The 15,920-nt window shown below is 40.1% G+C and carries 12 protein-coding genes; 6 read left to right on the top strand and 6 right to left on the bottom strand.

Features of this window, described 5'->3' with window-relative positions:
- The first annotated feature begins 88 nt into the window (after positions 1–88).
- The gene (locus BVC88_RS19825) at positions 89–1,234 is read left to right on the top strand and encodes a cystathionine gamma-synthase (protein ID WP_075352478.1); all 1,146 of its coding nucleotides are present in this window, start codon (positions 89–91) and stop codon (positions 1,232–1,234) included.
- A gap of 73 nt (positions 1,235–1,307) precedes the next feature.
- Here the strand turns inward: BVC88_RS19825 and BVC88_RS19820 are convergent, their stop codons facing one another.
- The 4 genes from BVC88_RS19820 to BVC88_RS19805 are packed head-to-tail and all read right to left on the bottom strand — an operon-like array spanning position 1,308 to position 9,018.
- Positions 1,308–2,141 carry a hypothetical protein gene (locus BVC88_RS19820; protein WP_075352477.1) on the bottom strand — a complete coding sequence of 278 codons (834 nt, stop codon included), beginning with the start codon at positions 2,139–2,141 and terminating at the stop codon, positions 1,308–1,310.
- A 3-nt stretch (positions 2,142–2,144) separates the two neighbouring features.
- Positions 2,145–3,095: a Smr/MutS family protein gene (locus BVC88_RS19815; protein WP_075352476.1), complete on the bottom strand. Its 951-nt coding sequence runs from the start codon at positions 3,093–3,095 to the stop codon at positions 2,145–2,147.
- Positions 3,092–4,390, bottom strand: a complete 1,299-nt coding sequence (locus tag BVC88_RS19810; protein ID WP_075352475.1) for a cryptochrome/photolyase family protein — start codon at positions 4,388–4,390, stop codon at positions 3,092–3,094. The genes BVC88_RS19815 and BVC88_RS19810 overlap by 4 nt, the downstream gene beginning before the upstream one ends.
- 29 nt (positions 4,391–4,419) lie before the next feature.
- Positions 4,420–9,018 carry a translocation/assembly module TamB domain-containing protein gene (locus BVC88_RS19805; protein WP_245803689.1) on the bottom strand — a complete coding sequence of 1,533 codons (4,599 nt, stop codon included), beginning with the start codon at positions 9,016–9,018 and terminating at the stop codon, positions 4,420–4,422.
- 29 nt (positions 9,019–9,047) lie between these two features.
- Here BVC88_RS19805 and tsaD point away from each other — a divergent pair, with 29 nt between their 5' ends.
- From tsaD to BVC88_RS19780, 5 genes are all read left to right on the top strand, one after another.
- Positions 9,048–10,061, top strand: a complete 1,014-nt coding sequence (gene tsaD, locus BVC88_RS19800) for a tRNA (adenosine(37)-N6)-threonylcarbamoyltransferase complex transferase subunit TsaD (protein ID WP_075352473.1) — start codon at positions 9,048–9,050, stop codon at positions 10,059–10,061.
- Between the two features lie 3 nt (positions 10,062–10,064).
- Positions 10,065–10,532: an SsrA-binding protein SmpB gene (smpB, locus tag BVC88_RS19795; protein WP_075352472.1), complete on the top strand. Its 468-nt coding sequence runs from the start codon at positions 10,065–10,067 to the stop codon at positions 10,530–10,532.
- Entirely contained in the window at positions 10,495–11,292 is a 798-nt protein-coding gene (locus BVC88_RS19790; protein WP_075352471.1) for an SH3 domain-containing protein, read from the top strand. Before smpB ends, BVC88_RS19790 begins: the two co-directional genes overlap by 38 nt.
- Position 11,293: 1 nt before the next feature.
- Positions 11,294–11,803, top strand: coding sequence for an HNH endonuclease (locus tag BVC88_RS19785; RefSeq protein ID WP_075352470.1), 510 nt, complete (start codon positions 11,294–11,296; stop codon positions 11,801–11,803).
- A 105-nt stretch (positions 11,804–11,908) separates the two neighbouring features.
- Entirely contained in the window at positions 11,909–12,361 is a 453-nt protein-coding gene (locus tag BVC88_RS19780) for a hypothetical protein (protein ID WP_075352469.1), read from the top strand.
- Between the two features lie 149 nt (positions 12,362–12,510).
- On the opposite strand, the gene BVC88_RS19775 is transcribed toward BVC88_RS19780, so the two are convergent.
- Together BVC88_RS19775 and BVC88_RS19770 are read right to left on the bottom strand one after the other, a co-directional pair.
- Positions 12,511–13,113: a ribonuclease HII gene (locus BVC88_RS19775; RefSeq protein ID WP_075352468.1), complete on the bottom strand. Its 603-nt coding sequence runs from the start codon at positions 13,111–13,113 to the stop codon at positions 12,511–12,513.
- Positions 13,085–15,757 carry an MGH1-like glycoside hydrolase domain-containing protein gene (locus BVC88_RS19770; RefSeq protein ID WP_075352467.1) on the bottom strand — a complete coding sequence of 891 codons (2,673 nt, stop codon included), beginning with the start codon at positions 15,755–15,757 and terminating at the stop codon, positions 13,085–13,087. Before BVC88_RS19770 ends, BVC88_RS19775 begins: the two co-directional genes overlap by 29 nt.
- Positions 15,758–15,920 lie beyond the last annotated feature (163 nt).

The following is a 15,920-nucleotide window of genomic DNA, read 5'->3' as shown; positions in this document are numbered from 1 at the left end:
TTAATAGGTGAGTTGACTTGCTTTTAACACCCGCTTAAAACTCCAAAGCAAGAACTCTAGCTTTAAATAACCTTAAAAATCAATTCTAATGAAATTTGGTACTAAAGCCATTCATGCTGGTGTCGAGCCAGATGCTTCTACTGGTGCGATCATGACTCCGATCTTTCAAACTTCCACCTATGTACAGAAATCTCCGGGGAATAACTTAGGATATGAATATTCAAGAACTCATAACCCTACTCGAACCGCTCTTCAAAATAACTTGGCGGCAATTGAAAATGGTAAACATGGGATTTGCTTTTCTTCAGGCCTAGGCGCAATCGATGCAGTTGTTAAATTATTTAATCCTGGAGATGAGATTATCACTACGAATGACCTTTACGGAGGGACTTATCGGCTTTTCACAAAGGTTTTTGAGCGCTATGGGATTAAATTTCACTTTGTGCCAATGAGTGATCCTTCTGGTGTCGAGCCTTATATCAATGCTAATACAAAGATGATTTGGGTGGAAACGCCAACCAATCCGATGATGAATATCATTGACCTCGACGGAATGGCAAAAATCAGCAAAGTGCATAACTTGCTTTTGGCGGTGGACAATACTTTTGCTTCACCTTATCTTCAAAACCCCTTGGATCTTGGGGCTGATATTGTGATGCATTCGGTGACAAAATATCTTGGAGGTCACTCAGATGTAGTCATGGGAGCATTGATTGTGAATGATGATGAGCTTGCTTCCCGTTTGGTATTCCTTCAAAATGCTTGTGGTGCTGTTCCAGGACCTCAGGATTGTTTCTTAGTTCTTCGCGGTATCAAAACCCTTCACTTAAGAATGGAACGTCATTCTCAAAATGGAAAAACTATTGCAGCATATCTGAAAAACCATCCTAAAGTAGCTAAAGTCTATTGGCCTGGATTCGAAGATCATCCAAACCATGAGATAGCTAAGAAGCAAATGCGTGATTTTGGAGGAATGATTTCTTTTTCTTTGGTAGGGAATCGTTTGGAAGATGCCAAGAAGGTATTGGGGAGTTTTGAACTTTTCGCTTTGGCAGAATCTCTTGGTGGAGTGGAATCGCTCTGTGGACATCCTGCAACTATGACTCATGCAAGTATTCCAAAAGAAGATCGTGAAAAAGTAGGCTTGGTTGACTCCTTGATCCGTCTTAGTGTAGGAGTGGAGGATGCTGAAGATTTGAAAAAGGATTTGGCAAATGCATTGGGAAAAATCTAAATAATTTCCAGAAATAAGTATGAAACCGTTCGTGATTAGCGAACGGTTTTTTTATTGGCTAGTGACTGCTGAGTCAGTTTAAGATTTTTCTGAAAAGAGACTTAGCTTGGTTCTCCGCTTGGACCGAGAGCATTTTCTTTTCCTCTTTGAGATCCTTGGCCCATTTGAGATACTTTTTGGAGACATCCTGTTTTTCAGCCAAAAAGCCAGACAAGGATTGCAACGTAAGGTGATTGGAGTACCAAGGTTTGAGGTTGTCTTTTAATTCCTCGATTTCAATATGGATAGAGGAGATAAAAATGGGATTAAAACCCAGATGGATTAACAGATTTTCAAAAATGATAATCTTGCGTAAGCCTTCAAAAATATCACGTAATACCATGCTGTCCATTTTACCTTTGGCATCGATCGTGAAATATTCCAGTTCTTCTTGAATAATCTGATTGATAGCAGTATTAACCATCAGTGGCTTGATGCCTCGACTTGCCTTTTCTGATTTTAGGTAGAAGTCTTCCCAAGATTTCAAGGTACTGCTAACTACCATATCAAAGGTTTGGATATAAAGCTGTTTTTTTTGCCGATCAAGAAAGTCGCGGTAGCCAGCATAGACAAGTCCAGACCGAAGTTCTTGTTCGTTAAGCCTTTTTTCCACCAGTTTAAAATGGTGAATTTTTTGAAGATTTTTTTTCAGTTTTTTGAAATCGGAATAGATGTCGAACTCTAGTCCTTCCTTTTGATAATGTACTTTGGCTAGAAGCTCTGCATAGATTTCCAAAAAAATCATTTTCCCGGAAAGGGCAATTGCCTTTTTTGACTTGATCTGTTTACTCAAAATCAGAAATAGATCTTTCGCCTCAAAAAACTGCTGCTCAAATACCTGGAAAACTGGAGAAAGAGTTCCTCGCATGGATTAAGAGATTCTTACAAGAGTGGCACCGTAGCCCCAATTATCTTTTTGTGTATCCTGAAAGTACTTAATATTTTGGACTTGACTCAGGCGGCTGTGGATTTCTTTTCGAAGCACTCCGTTTCCGACACCGTGAATAAATGTGATTTGGTCCATTCCGGAAGCAATCGCTTGATCAAGGTTTTTCTCGAAGACGCCAAGCTGTATTCTCAGTATTTCGGAATTACTCATTTTGGATGCATCAGAGACCAATTGTTCGATATGCAAGTCGATAGATTTTGGAGGTCTTTTGGTTTCTAGTGGAGTTGATTTGCTTCCGATTTCCTTTAGGTCAGCATTCAATGCGCGAATGTCCAATTCCTTTGTAGTCTGCTCCAGTGCAAATAGATAAGTGTTTTTATCCAATCGAGGAGCTTTGCTGAGATGCTTGAAAAACTGTGTCGGTTTCATTCGCATTTGGCGCTCAAACGGAGGTATTGCTTTTTCCAATTTGGACTGAATCGGAATAAACCTAAGGAGAAAGGCGGGCCATTCATCCATTTCTTTTAAGAGTCGATCATCGAATTTTTTGGCATCGCCAGCTTGGAGTTTATCCGCGAAAAGAGTTCGGTGATTGCTTCCAAATACTTCAGATACGTGTGCGAGATAAGCTTGATGGCTATCATTGATAAGATAAAGGCTCAGACTTTGGTCATTTATCGGGAGAAAAGCGAGGTAAAGCCCTTGATCCTTCGGGGCCGAAATCGGAACTGGAGTTTCCACGGGCAAATCTTCCAATGGTTTTGATCCAAAGTGCTTTTTTTCAGTCTCATGCACCAAAACCAACTCGTATTTTAAAACAGGAATAATAAATCCATCCTCGATCTCTACTTCGATTCTTCCGCTGGAGTTGATTTTTCGAATGATTCCTTCCTCATTTCCGTGAAGAAGCCGTACTCGGTCGCCGATATTCATGAGTTAAGTGCTGATTTATAGGTGTCGATTGCGCGCTGCCTTGCAAATTTATGATCTACAATCGGTTTTGGGTACTTATTGCTTCCAAATTCCGGAATCCATCGCTTGATGTATCGAAGTTCTTTGTCAAATTTCTCGGTCTGTGACTCAGGGTTAAAGACCCGAAAATAGGGCTGAGCGTCTGTACCGGTACCTGCAGCCCATTGCCAGCCTCCATTATTGGAAGCCAATTCGTAGTCCAATAATTTTTTTGCAAAGTAGGCTTCTCCCCATCTCCAATCGATCAATAAATGTTTAGTAAGAAAAGAAGCCACGATCATTCTCACTCGATTGTGCATGAATCCAGTGGTATTTAATTCCCGCATCCCAGCGTCGACAATAGGATATCCTGTTTCACCTTTGCACCATGCCTCAAATTCCGCTTCGTTATTTCTCCATGGAATCTGATCATAAGCTGGCTTAAAAGCTTGATCTACTACCTGTGGATTGAATGCCAGAATCATCATGTAGAATTCGCGCCAGATCAATTCGTTTAAATAAGTATCATTGAGTTGGGCTGCTTTTAGTGCAAGTTTTCGGATCGAAATTGTTCCAAATCTCAGATGGATCCCAAGCCGAGAGGTACCTTTAATTGCCGGGAAATTCCGATTTTGATCGTAGTGCCTGATTAGCTCTTCATCTGCAGTATTTGATGGAATTATAATATCCGTATTTTCAAAAGCCATTTCTTGCAGGGAAATAATTGGCATCGGATCACATTGGTACAGATTCTTCCAATTAAGTGAAGGAAGCGGCTCGATTTTATCCTCCTTAAACTTGCTGAGCCAAACCCTGCTAAATGGAGTGAAAACTTTGTAAAATTCTCCAGAACCGTTGAAGATCTCTCCAGGTTCATAGATCATTTGATCTTTGAAAGTGAGGAATGGGATTCCTTTCTCTCCCAATAGTTTATCTACAGCTTGGTCTCGTTCTTTAGCATAGGGTTCGTAATCTCTATTGGTGTAAACAGCTTGAAGCTCGTATTCTTTGCTCAAAGATTTATAAACCTCTACCGGATCACCATACCGCACCAGAATGGAACTGCCTTTTGATTTCAGCTTCTCGCTTAGATTTCTGATTTGATCATGGATAAACTCTACTCGAGCATCTGCTTTGTCTTCCAGTTTGTCCAGAATATTTTTGTCGAAAATAAAAAGTGGAAGAACATTATTCTCCTGCTGTAGGGCATAAAAAAGACCTGTATTGTCTTCCAGTCTCAAGTCTCTTCTAAACCAGAATAGTGTAATTTTTTGCATTGACTTTTTTTATAAAAAAGATGAAATCATCAGAATTGTTTCAAGTTTTTCTTTCTTGATAGAGAGTCGGGTTTTGCTATTGGTGGTGGAGGAATCCGGTTAAGGGAATCCATCCGATTTTCGATCGGTTCCAAATCAATTGGATTCCATTTTTCCCCATTTTCATAATTATACCTCAAGAAGTCATCGGTATCGTTGATTCGAAGTCTCTCCTGTTTTCCTTGTGTGATTTTTTTGAAAAGCTCTGAAAAAGAATTGAAAGAAATATTCTGGGATAAAGAAACACCATAAGTCGCAACATTTTTAGAGAGCGAAAGCGAGGTGAAGGTATTGAAATTGTTTCGGTTGAAAATCCTGATGCGATAAACTCCATCTTCTGTAAGCAGGTATTCTGCCTGCCAGTCCCCTATAATGGATGCCGCTTGAGCGTTTCCTCGATTATCTGTAAATCCCCCGTCTCTAGAAACGCGTAGCCTGCCATCGAGAAACGTGTAAGCTACACTTAGCTGGAAGGTCTCTAACGTACTCTGATCCAATGAGGCAAGATCAAAATTGACCTCCAAGTTTTTGTCCACCTGTCCAAGAAAATTGTTCAGTTGGGAAGAAAGTAATTGACCCAAGCTGGAAGTGATCGTGGATGTGCCGCTAAACTGACCCTCTGGCGAAAAACCACGGGTCATAATAACTGAGAATACCTGCCGATTCATTTCTTGCTCATCGTTAGCAATTCGGTTTTGGAATGCAGAGATGGTTGTTTGTACATCTCCGCTCGGAGGGAACTCAGAGAAATCAAAGCCGAAAGTGATATCAGGAGAAAGTAATTCTCCATTCAAGTTCATGATTACATCTACGGGGTATCGTCTACTCGAGGTGGTTTCGTTATCTGTGACAGATGAGGAGGCGAGCAGTGGCTGTATGGAGACATTTTCAGTATACTCTGCAGTTAGATTCATAATGCCTTGATAAGGATCTCCATACCAAGTAATTCTTCCCCCAGGCCTAATTGTGAATTTTTTCTTCACCACATTATAAAGTGAGAAATTATACTCTCCCTCTGAAATCTCATAAGTACCTGTAAGACTGAAATTGCCCTGAGTATCGATATTCATAGTCAGTACTCCAGATCCTCTACCGCTAATGCCTTCACCAGTTTTCGGATCAATTATGATTTCAGCATAAGCATCTGGATTAATATCCAAGACAAAGTTCATTCGAATATTCTCAATGTCTAACCGATTGATATCTTCTGCGATTTTCTGAATTCGGACTGTGTCTTGAATATTGATGAGGTTAATAAAGTCCTCCTGACTTTGAGAAGAACTACTTCCCAAAGGAATATAAATACGGGTATTTGGCTTGCTGACAGCATTTGCATTGATGTCAAGGTTAGAGGTAGTACCTTTTACATCCACGGTACCTGTCACGAATGCTGAGCCATAGAATGTATCCGAGTTTTTCTCAGTAGTATTGAGAATGTGAAAATCTGTAAGTCTGGAACTTATATCTAGCACAATATTCCGGAACCCTTTATGGTTCAGCCCTCCCTGTAGAGTTGCGATATTATTGAATTCATCTCGTAAGCTGACTTCTTGTAAGCTGATTTGGGTTGGTTTGAAGAGTATGCTTCCGTTTAAGGTATAGGAAGTATTCAGGTAGTTTACTTTTACCAATCCATCACTAATGCGACCGCGTCCATCAAGTTCGGGAATGGCGGTGGTTCCTCCGATTTTAATATTGCCTGTGACGGTACCTCCCAGTTCGGAAATATAATTGGACAGGAAGGGTTCAAAAATCACCAAATTGGCTTCTGTCAATCGGGCATTCATATCCAAATCTTGTTCGGCTAAGCCGATGGAGCCGTCAATATCGATTGATTTGGCCCCATTTAGAGTGTTGGTTAGAGATATTAAAATCTCTTCCGGTCCCATATTGAGATCTGCCTCTAGATTTCCGATTGGAAATTTATTGATGGAAAAGTCATCCAAAGTCAGATTTCCTGAAATAAGTGGATCTGCGTACAATTGTTCAAAGGTCATGATTCCATTTGCCTGACCCCCAAAATCTTGAGGTAAAAGTGTGTTGAGCAAATCAATATTTACATTATGGATGCTTAGGTTTAATTGATCATCAGGAGATTCTCCAATTTTGCCTTCAATGGCTATGAATTGATCTTCGCTTAATACTTTGACATTCTCAAAAGTTAATTTGCCGGGAACTACCGTAATAAGGTTTTCAGAATCAAACTGCCAGACTTGATTTAATACCTTCAATGAAGAAGGAGCAAAAGTCAGTTTGGTGTTTTCGGTCGAAAACTGTGCAGTTGCGTTGATTCTCGCAGCACTTTGGGTAGAATCTTGATCCAAAGAAAAATCCAATTCCATTTGATTTTCATTCCAAATTCCCTCAAAACCAAGATCGGTAAATTCCAGAGTATTGGTGAGTTGTTGTTTTTTTGAAAAAACATAGAATGAGGCAAGAATATCCTCACTATTGATCAATTTGGAAGTGTTGAAATCAATATTTGTAGCAAAAGCTGTCTTTCCCTGATAGCTTAAAGTGTCAATACTGGTGAATAAGTTGAAAATTGTGTTTTCAGGTGTTTGATAAAAGGCACCTTCTAAGATTGTATTTTTGGAGAGGCTCCAATCCGGCTGAAATAACTGGATGATCGGGTTCATGTCGATCAGTTTTAAATTCAGATCCAGATTATATGTTTCTGAGAAATTTTTCTCGAGGTCAGCGATAGGTTGTTCCTCATTAAGAATAATGGAGGCATATTGGTCAAATAAGATCTGGAGATCACTTCCCATTTGCTCCAGGTTAAACTGACCCGATGCGGCCGCAACAATGTAATCGGAGTTGAGCGAGAGTGTTCGAGTTCCACCTGCAAAAAGGGATTGAAAGAAAAAATCTCCTATATCCAGAAAACGGTCCTCATACCCGATTTTCAGATTTTGAACTTTAGCTATTCCTTGGATATCATCAATTTTAATTCCCCTACTATCGATGTTCAGGTTTCCACTGATGAAGTTTAATTTTGAAGAAAGGTTGAGATTACTGACCAAAGCAGTATCAATGTTGAGATTTAATCTGATAGAGTCGTTTGCGCCTTTCAAATTTGCCTCCCCGGTGGCCGTGAGCTTCAAGTTGGGATCGGCAATACTCAAGTTTCCTTTAAAGAGATCCAAGCCATAGGTTGCATCCGTATTGATACCCGTATAATTGTAATTTTTGATCCCAATTTGCGAAATCTGTGCATCGATATCGAGCAGGAGGTTTTCTAGAGTGTTTCCATTTGCATTTACATTTCCGCTGAGACTTATCTTTTGAAGGAGATCGCGATTTTCAGATATTATCCCAAGGTCCAGATTGTCTACAGAAATCTTTGATACGATACTGGGCAACTCATTTATCAGATCATAATTTATTCTTCCTGAAATATCGCCTATACTGGTTTTGAATTCGCCATTTGTGGTAAACCTGTTTAAATAGCCAATAAAGTCTGCAGTGATTCTTATGTTATTGAATTTATTGATCTCTTTCTCAATGTCTGCCGGTAAATAGGGTGCAAGATCCCGTGCAAGTATTGTTGAGTTTTTTAAGGAAAGGTTGATGTACGTATTTTTAATATCCGGTAGACCATCAAGTTCAAAAGTTCCAAATATGGCTGTCTTTGCTCCGAAACGAATTAAAAACTCATTGGATTTGATGTCAGAGATTGGTCCAGTGATTTTGCCTGAAAGGAAAATCTCATCATTAATGTTCGGAAGGCTTGGCGCAAATAGCTTGAGATCCCTCAAATCAAGTTTTGATTCTTCCAGATTGGCTATAATGACTACATCATCTATAAAGTTAGATAAAGAAGCAGGAGAAGCATATTGAAATCTCAGGTAATCTTTGAGGTAGCTATTCTTAGTTTTTAGGCTGAGTTGATCAAACTCCATAAACTCTGACGCATAAACGAAATTTGTTTTGAGCTCTTGAATCTGAAAATCAGAACTACTTTCAATACCTGTCAGGATTTTGATATCAATCCCAATTTCATCTCCGTTTATCCTGAAATTTTGAGCATTTGCGGTTATTTCTTTAAATCTAAGCCTGTTGTAGTCCAGACCGTCAGTTATCGGTTCTGTATTGTAATCGACTAAGAAAAACTCTGATCGTCTCAATTCAACTCCTCCAATTTCGAATCTAGTTCCACCTCCGGCAGCCCCTCCTCCAAAGCGATTGTTGAGTTCATCGATCCACCTGTTTATGTTCATCGAAGAATCACCGGAATGAGTCAGTAAGTGTATTTTGGCAGCTTCGATCCTAACATAATCCAAGCTAGGGAATCCGGGTGGAAGTAAGGTTGTAATCTGGAAATCAGCGATAATCGCATCTGCTGAGATCATGGTACTATCACGATGGTCCGTGATTTCCACTCCTTTGAGTTCAATGGAGTCCCACCAATTCAGTTTTATTCTTCCAATCTCAGTATGGAATTCAGAATTATTATTGAGAAAATTTGTTAATCGGTCAATAGCCCAATTCTGCACGGAAGTGAGTTGCAGGCAGAGGGCAATGCTGATCAAAAGCATGACAAGAGAAAAGATCGTCCACGCGATCACCCGAAATGCTTTATGCAAAAAATCCGTAACTTTCGAGTTCTTTTCCAATGGGTACCAACAATATCGTTATTCTAGCAATCGAGTCTTCCTGTGATGAGACTTCAGCCTCAATTATTAAAGACGGCAAAGTACTTAATAATATTGTCGCGACACAATCAGTACATGAAAAATACGGAGGCGTAGTTCCCGAGTTGGCTTCACGTGCTCATCAGGAAAACCTTGTTCCAGTGGTTCAGGAGGCGATTTTTTCCTCAGGAATCAGTAAAGATGAACTCAGTGCGATAGCTTTTACCCGTGGGCCTGGTTTGATGGGTTCGCTGTTGGTGGGAGTTAGTTTTGCAAAAGCTTTGGCTTATGCCCGAGGGATTCCTTTGATAGAAGTAAATCATATGCAAGCGCATATTTTGGCTCATTTCATCGATGAACCAAATCCTAAATTTCCTTTCATCTGTTTGACAGTAAGCGGAGGACATACGCAGTTGGTACTCGTGAAAGATCATCTTGAAATGACAGTAATCGGTGAGACGCAAGATGATGCAGTAGGTGAGGCTTTTGACAAAACCGCAAAATTACTCGGTTTGCCCTATCCGGGTGGTCCTTTGATTGACCGCTATGCCAAACAGGGAAACCCAAAAGCATTTGTATTTCCTATCACCAGAATGCCTGGATTGAATTATTCTTTTAGCGGGATCAAAACCGCAGTTTTATATTTCTTACGGGATCAATTGAAAGTGAATCCAAATTTCATTGATGAAAATTTGGCTGATCTTTGCGCAAGCATTCAATATTCTCTAATTGAAATGCTGCTTATCAAATTGACGGCAGCAGTAAAGGAATATGGAGTAAAAGAAATTGCTATAGCAGGTGGAGTGTCGGCGAATTCTGGTTTGAGGGAGACACTTTCAGCTCTTGCGCTAAAAAAAGGATGGAACCTGTACATTCCAAAATTCGAATACTGTACAGACAATGCGGCCATGATAGCCATAGCCGCTCATTACAAATATCTCAAGGGAGAGTTTTCATCACTTGATGTAACTCCACTTGCCAAAATGAAACTCTGATCCATGGCTAAGGATTCAAAATTTGATAAAATCGTTAACATCAAGAATAAGAAAGCTAGCTTTCAGTTTGAGTTTGTGGACACCTATGTGGCCGGAATGGTCTTGAAGGGAACCGAAATTAAATCAATCCGGGAAGGTAAAGTCTCTCTTACCGAGTCTTTTTGTATTTTTCTAGACGACGAACTTTACGTAAGGCAGATGCATATTGCACCCTATTCCATGGCGGCAAGCTATAATCATGTTGCGATTCGGGATCGGAAGCTACTTCTGAGCAAGCGTGAACTTGAAAAACTCCAAACTAAGTCTCAGGAAAAGGGGCTTACAATCATTCCAGTTCGTATATTTATCAACGACCGAGGCCTAGCAAAAATGGAAATTGCGCTAGGTCGAGGAAAGAAAACTCATGACAAGCGACAGGATTTGAAGGAAAAAGATGCAAAAAGAGAAATTCAGCGAATGGCCCTTAACTGATGTTTTTGGGATCTGCCGTCAGACGATCCTTCCAATTTACCGCCAACCGACATTTGATTCTGCATTGGTGACGCAGCTTTTGTTTGGGGAATGCTACCAAGTCATCACTGTGAGTAATGATCAGCTATGGTTCAAAATTCTCCATGAGGATACAGGGTTTAGTGGGTATATTCCTTCGAAGTTGCTTAAGGAAATTCCCTCAAATGATTATCAAATGTACTTGACAAATGATTTTCAGATTGTCACCAGCCCCATAGCTGCAATAGAATATATTGGTACTAACCTCTATTTACTTCCAGGCAGCCGTCTTCATTTTTCAGATTTAGAACTTTTCAATTGGCGGGATCATATCGGATTTACCGGCTCGGTTCGAAGTCATGCTTTTCGTGCGGACAGAGATCAGCTGATTGAAATTGCTACAAAATATATCAACTCCCCTTTTCAACCCGGAGGGAGAAGTATTTTTGGGTTAGACGAACTGCAGGCCTTTCCGCTTATTTTCATGATAGCAGGCTATACTTGGAAAGCCGGAAAATTGCCTGGTAAATTGGTGGCTGCAGAGGAAGTCTTGCCGGGAGATATTATGATTTTGACTGAGTCGAATACCGAAAAACAACGCTTTGCAATCTACCTTGGAGCCGAGGAAGTCCTTTGGATGGATAATCGAATGCGGGTTTCAGATTTTGACGAATGGCTATCTTTTGCAAAAAACATTCCCGGTAAACAGCTCGTTTTGGAATCTCGAAGCATATTTGATTAGCATGGAAAAGCGGGTATTGGTACTTAATCTAGATCACTCCCCAGTGGCAGTCATCACACCACAAAAGGCTATCGTGCTTTTACTTTTAGAAAAAGCCAGCTGCCTTTCCAATTATGAATTACTTCAGATTCGTACAGTGACAAAAAGCTTTGATTATCCTGCTGTAATTTGCCTGAATCACTATAAAAACATTCCTTTTCGTGGAGTCCTTTTAAATAGAAATAATCTTTTTCGAAGAGATAAAGGGGAATGCCAATATTGTGGAAGTAAAAAACAACTTACCATAGATCATGTAATACCAAGATCCAAGGGAGGCAAATCCAATTGGGTTAATTTGGTGACAGCTTGCCACCGGTGTAATGTGATCAAAGGGGATAAATCACCCGAACAGGCAGGGCTTCAGCTTAAAACGATACCTTTTAAACCTACGCTGTCCTATTTTTTAGCAGAATATGCAGAACGTCAAGCTGAGGAATGGTTGCCATTTTTGGATAGTAAGGTAGTTCAGTGATGAATTTTTTGTATTTCATCTATTAGAATTTGTTACGTATTTCGATTTTGTTTGAATATCAAATAATTATGTTTTTTTGGCAGAGTAATTGTCCCTGTTAGAAATATGAATCTATCTTTTATCTTCTCGCTTCTTTTCGCAGTAACTTTTGGTACTGCTGAGATCCAATTGCAACAACTTCTTGGAAAATGGCAGCTTGTTTACTTTGATGGAATTGAAAGAGTTAAAAAATCTCCTCAATACCAATCCTCTGATTCGGCCATGCGAGCCAATATTGAATACAAGATCAAGTCGAGATTGGAAAATACCGTCTATGATTTTATTCCTGGCGATAGTCTGATTTATACTGATTATGAAAATAGTATAATCGTGATGAAAAAGGCTAAAGTAGAGCTGAAGAAAGATAATGTCTTGACGATCTTCGATGGAAAAGAAATGCGTGAAGCCAAAATTCTGGAACTTAGTGCGGATAGAATGGTGCTAGAGCCTGTTTCCTCTAATCCAAATGGTGGGGGGAAATTAATTTTTGAAAGAGTTGTTGAAAAAAATAAAGAGTAAGTTCTCTTGCTCAAAAAAGACCGCAAGCATCATCTGTTTGCGGTCTTTTTTTTACAGATATTTTTAGAAATCTTTCTAAGAGACTCATTTTTCAAATGCAACGTTTTTATCCACTTCCAATGGGAAAAATTAGCTTTTTTAAACTTTTGCTAGAATTCTAGTTCAGGTGATAGGCTCAAAAGTTTAAAGCTCTTTCGGTGCCAGATACAATCTCCATGTTTTTTGATACCTGCTCGATGTTCTAGAGTGGGGTAGCCAGCATTTCTTTCCCAGGCGTAAAAAGGAAATTCTTCAGCGAGCTTTTCCATCATCTTGTCTCGATAAACTTTTGCAAGGATAGAAGCCGCCGCGATGTTTGCATATTTCCCATCTCCTTTGATCACACAGGTGTATGGAATAGTCAATTGAGATCTAAACCTGTTTCCGTCAATGAGCAAGTGTTCCGGCTTTTTTCCGAGATTTTCTACTGCGCGAGTCATCGCCAAAAATGAGGCATTTAAAATGTTGATTTTATCAATCTCAGCAACAGATGCTTCAGCGATTTCCCAAGCAACGGCCTTTTCCTTGATTTCTGAAATCAGATCTTCTCTTTGCTTTTTTCCAAGCTTTTTAGAGTCATTGATCCAATGATTCGAATAGTCAGAAGGCAGGATTACGGCTGCAGCAACAACTGGCCCAGCAAGACAGCCGCGACCTACTTCGTCACATCCCGCTTCGAGTCGATTAGCTTCTAAATAGGGTAGTAGAGGCATTGGGTAAATGTTCGCTTTCCTTATAATATTTATGGATCATCTCAGATACCAAGCCTGTCCAGCCAGTTTGATGAGATGCCCCTAAACCTTTGCCGGAGTCACCATGGAAATACTCATAGAAGAGAATGTAATCCTTGAAATGTGGGTCTGTTTGAAATTTTTCATTGGCGCCAAAGACAGGTCGATTCCCATTTTCATCTCGCATAAAGATTTTCATGCAGCGCATTGAAAGCTCTTTTGCAATTATATCCATGGTTAGAAAATTTCCTGAGCCTGTTGGGTATTCGATTGAAAAGTCACCTCCGTAGTAGAAATCAAATTTTTTCAGGGACTCAATGATCAAATAATTGATAGGGAACCAGATGGGTCCCCTCCAGTTTGAGTTTCCACCAAACATTCTTGTATCTGATTCTCCAGGAGTATATTTGATCGAAAGAATGTCTCCGTTGATTTTCATCGCGTACGGATTTTTTTCGTGGTATTTAGACAAAGACCTGATTCCAAACTCACTTAGGAATTCTTCGGAATCCAGCATTTTATGTAATACCGATTTCATTCGATGTCCTCTCAATAATGAAAACAAACGTCTTTTGTGATACCCTGGCTGAATCCAACTAGACACTAAAGCAGCTAGTTTTGGTTTTTCTCTAAGAAAGAAATCTAACCGCTTTTTGAATTCGGGTAGCTTATCAAAAAGTTCCTCCCGAATAGGTTCAACCGCAAAAAGAGGAATGAGTCCTACAATTGACCTTACTTTCAATTTATGAGGCTCTTTTCCTTCGAGATGAAATACATCATAAAAGAAATTATCCTCATCATCCCAAAGTGAGATTCCCTCTTTCGAGATATTATTCATAGCTCCTGCTATGTAGAGGAAGTGCTCTAGAAATTTGGTTGCTGTGAATTGATAAACCGTATTGAATTCACATAAATCGAGTGAAATCCTTAAAAGGTTCAAGGAGAACATTGCCATCCAGGAAGTACCATCGGCTTGCTCTAGCTTGCCTTTGTAATAATTGGCATGACTCCGATCGAAAAGCGAAATATTATCAAGTCCTAAGAATCCACCTTCGAAGATATTTTGCCCATCTGAATCCTTCTGATTGACCCACCAGGTAAAATTGAGCATGAGTTTGTGGAGCGCTCGCTCTAGAAATTCATGATCCCCAACTCCATTATTTGCTTTCTTATCGATCTGATAGACTCGCTGTACTGCATAGGCATGGACGGGCGGGTTGACATCCGAGAAGTTCCACTCGTATGCAGGGATTTGCCCATTTGGATGCATGTACCATTCGTTTAGCAGGATCAAGAGCTGATTCTTAGCAAACTCAGGATCCAGCCTTGCCAAAGGAATTGTATGGAATGCCAAATCCCAAGCAGCATACCAGGGATATTCCCATTTATCAGGCATCGAAATGATATCGTAATTCTGGAGGTGCTTCCAATTTGCATTTCGACCCTTCTTTCTCGCTAAAGGCGGCACATACCTACCAGGGTCTCCTTCCAGCCAGCGTTCCACATCGTAATAATAAAATTGTTTGGACCATAGCATTCCCGCCCAAGCCTGCCGTTGTATCCTTTTAAGATCTGGATCAGTAACTCTTTCCTGAAGCTCGTTGTAGAATTCATCTGCTTCAGTAATTCTGTTGGCTAGGCATTCGTTACAAATCTCGAGTGGCTCATCCTCAAATTGGTGTTGCAGACGTAGTTTTATTTGATGACTTTCTCCGGCAGGAATGGTTATTTTATAGATAGCTGCTGCCTTTGTCCCAAATTCATCCGGGTTAACGTGAGAATCATCGCCTGATATCACATAGTCATTGATCCCGTCTTTCAGGTAATTACGCTCATTGGCTATGCCATATAAGCGCTCCCGGTTTGTTTCGTTATTGCAAAATTTAAGTTCTGGGTTTCCATCAAAGGAGATGCTGTAATTTCCTGATTTGGGGTTGAAAGCTTTGATTGAATTATCAGTTCTCTTGCTGAGTTTTGGCATAAAAGGCTCATGACCAGTATACCAGGTTTTTCGAAACCAAAGCGTAGGCATCACCCAAATGGTAGCTTCTTCAGGACCTCTGTTGTGTACTGTGGCGACAGCTATAATATCCTCGACATCTTTTTTAGCATATTCAATGAAAATGTCAAAGTAGCGATCCTCGTCAAAAATTCCGGTATCAATCAGCTCGTACTCCGGTTTGGTTTTATCTCTACGACCGTTTTCTTGGATAAGGGACTGGTATGGAAACTCCGCTTGCGGATACTTATAAAGCATCTTCATATAGCTGTGTGTAGGGGTGGAGTCTAGGTAATAGTAGATCTCTTTGACATCCTCACCATGATTCCCTTGATTCCCTGTCAGACCAAAAAGGCGCTCTTTGATAAATGGGTCTTTACCATTCCAAAATGCCCATGCTAAGCAAAGCTTTTGCTTGTGATCAGAGATTCCTGCGATTCCCTCTTCCCCCCAGCGGTAGGCCTTACTTCTTGCATCATCATGGGTGACATTTTCCCAGGCTGATCCATCGGCACTGTAATCTTCTCGGACGGTACCCCATTGTCTTTCAGTGAGGTATGGGCCCCATTTTTTCCAATGATTTTTGAAATGGCGGTCTTCTTGTAATCGTATATATTCAGCTGACATGTAATATTCTAGGTATTGAGCAGGTTCGAAATTAGGCTTTCCTGCAATTAACTCCCAAATATGGGGTTTGAGTTTAAGGTTCTCGAATGATTTTTTTGACTTTATCGAATTCTAAACTGATTGCAAAGAAAGCTAAAGTTCTTTAAATCAATCTATTTAATCT

The organism is Algoriphagus marinus (assembly GCF_001936475.1).
In the GTDB taxonomy this organism is placed as follows: domain Bacteria; phylum Bacteroidota; class Bacteroidia; order Cytophagales; family Cyclobacteriaceae; genus Algoriphagus; species Algoriphagus marinus.
The sequence above is the reverse complement of the archived record's forward strand: the minus strand, read 5'-3'. Positions and strand labels throughout refer to the sequence as shown.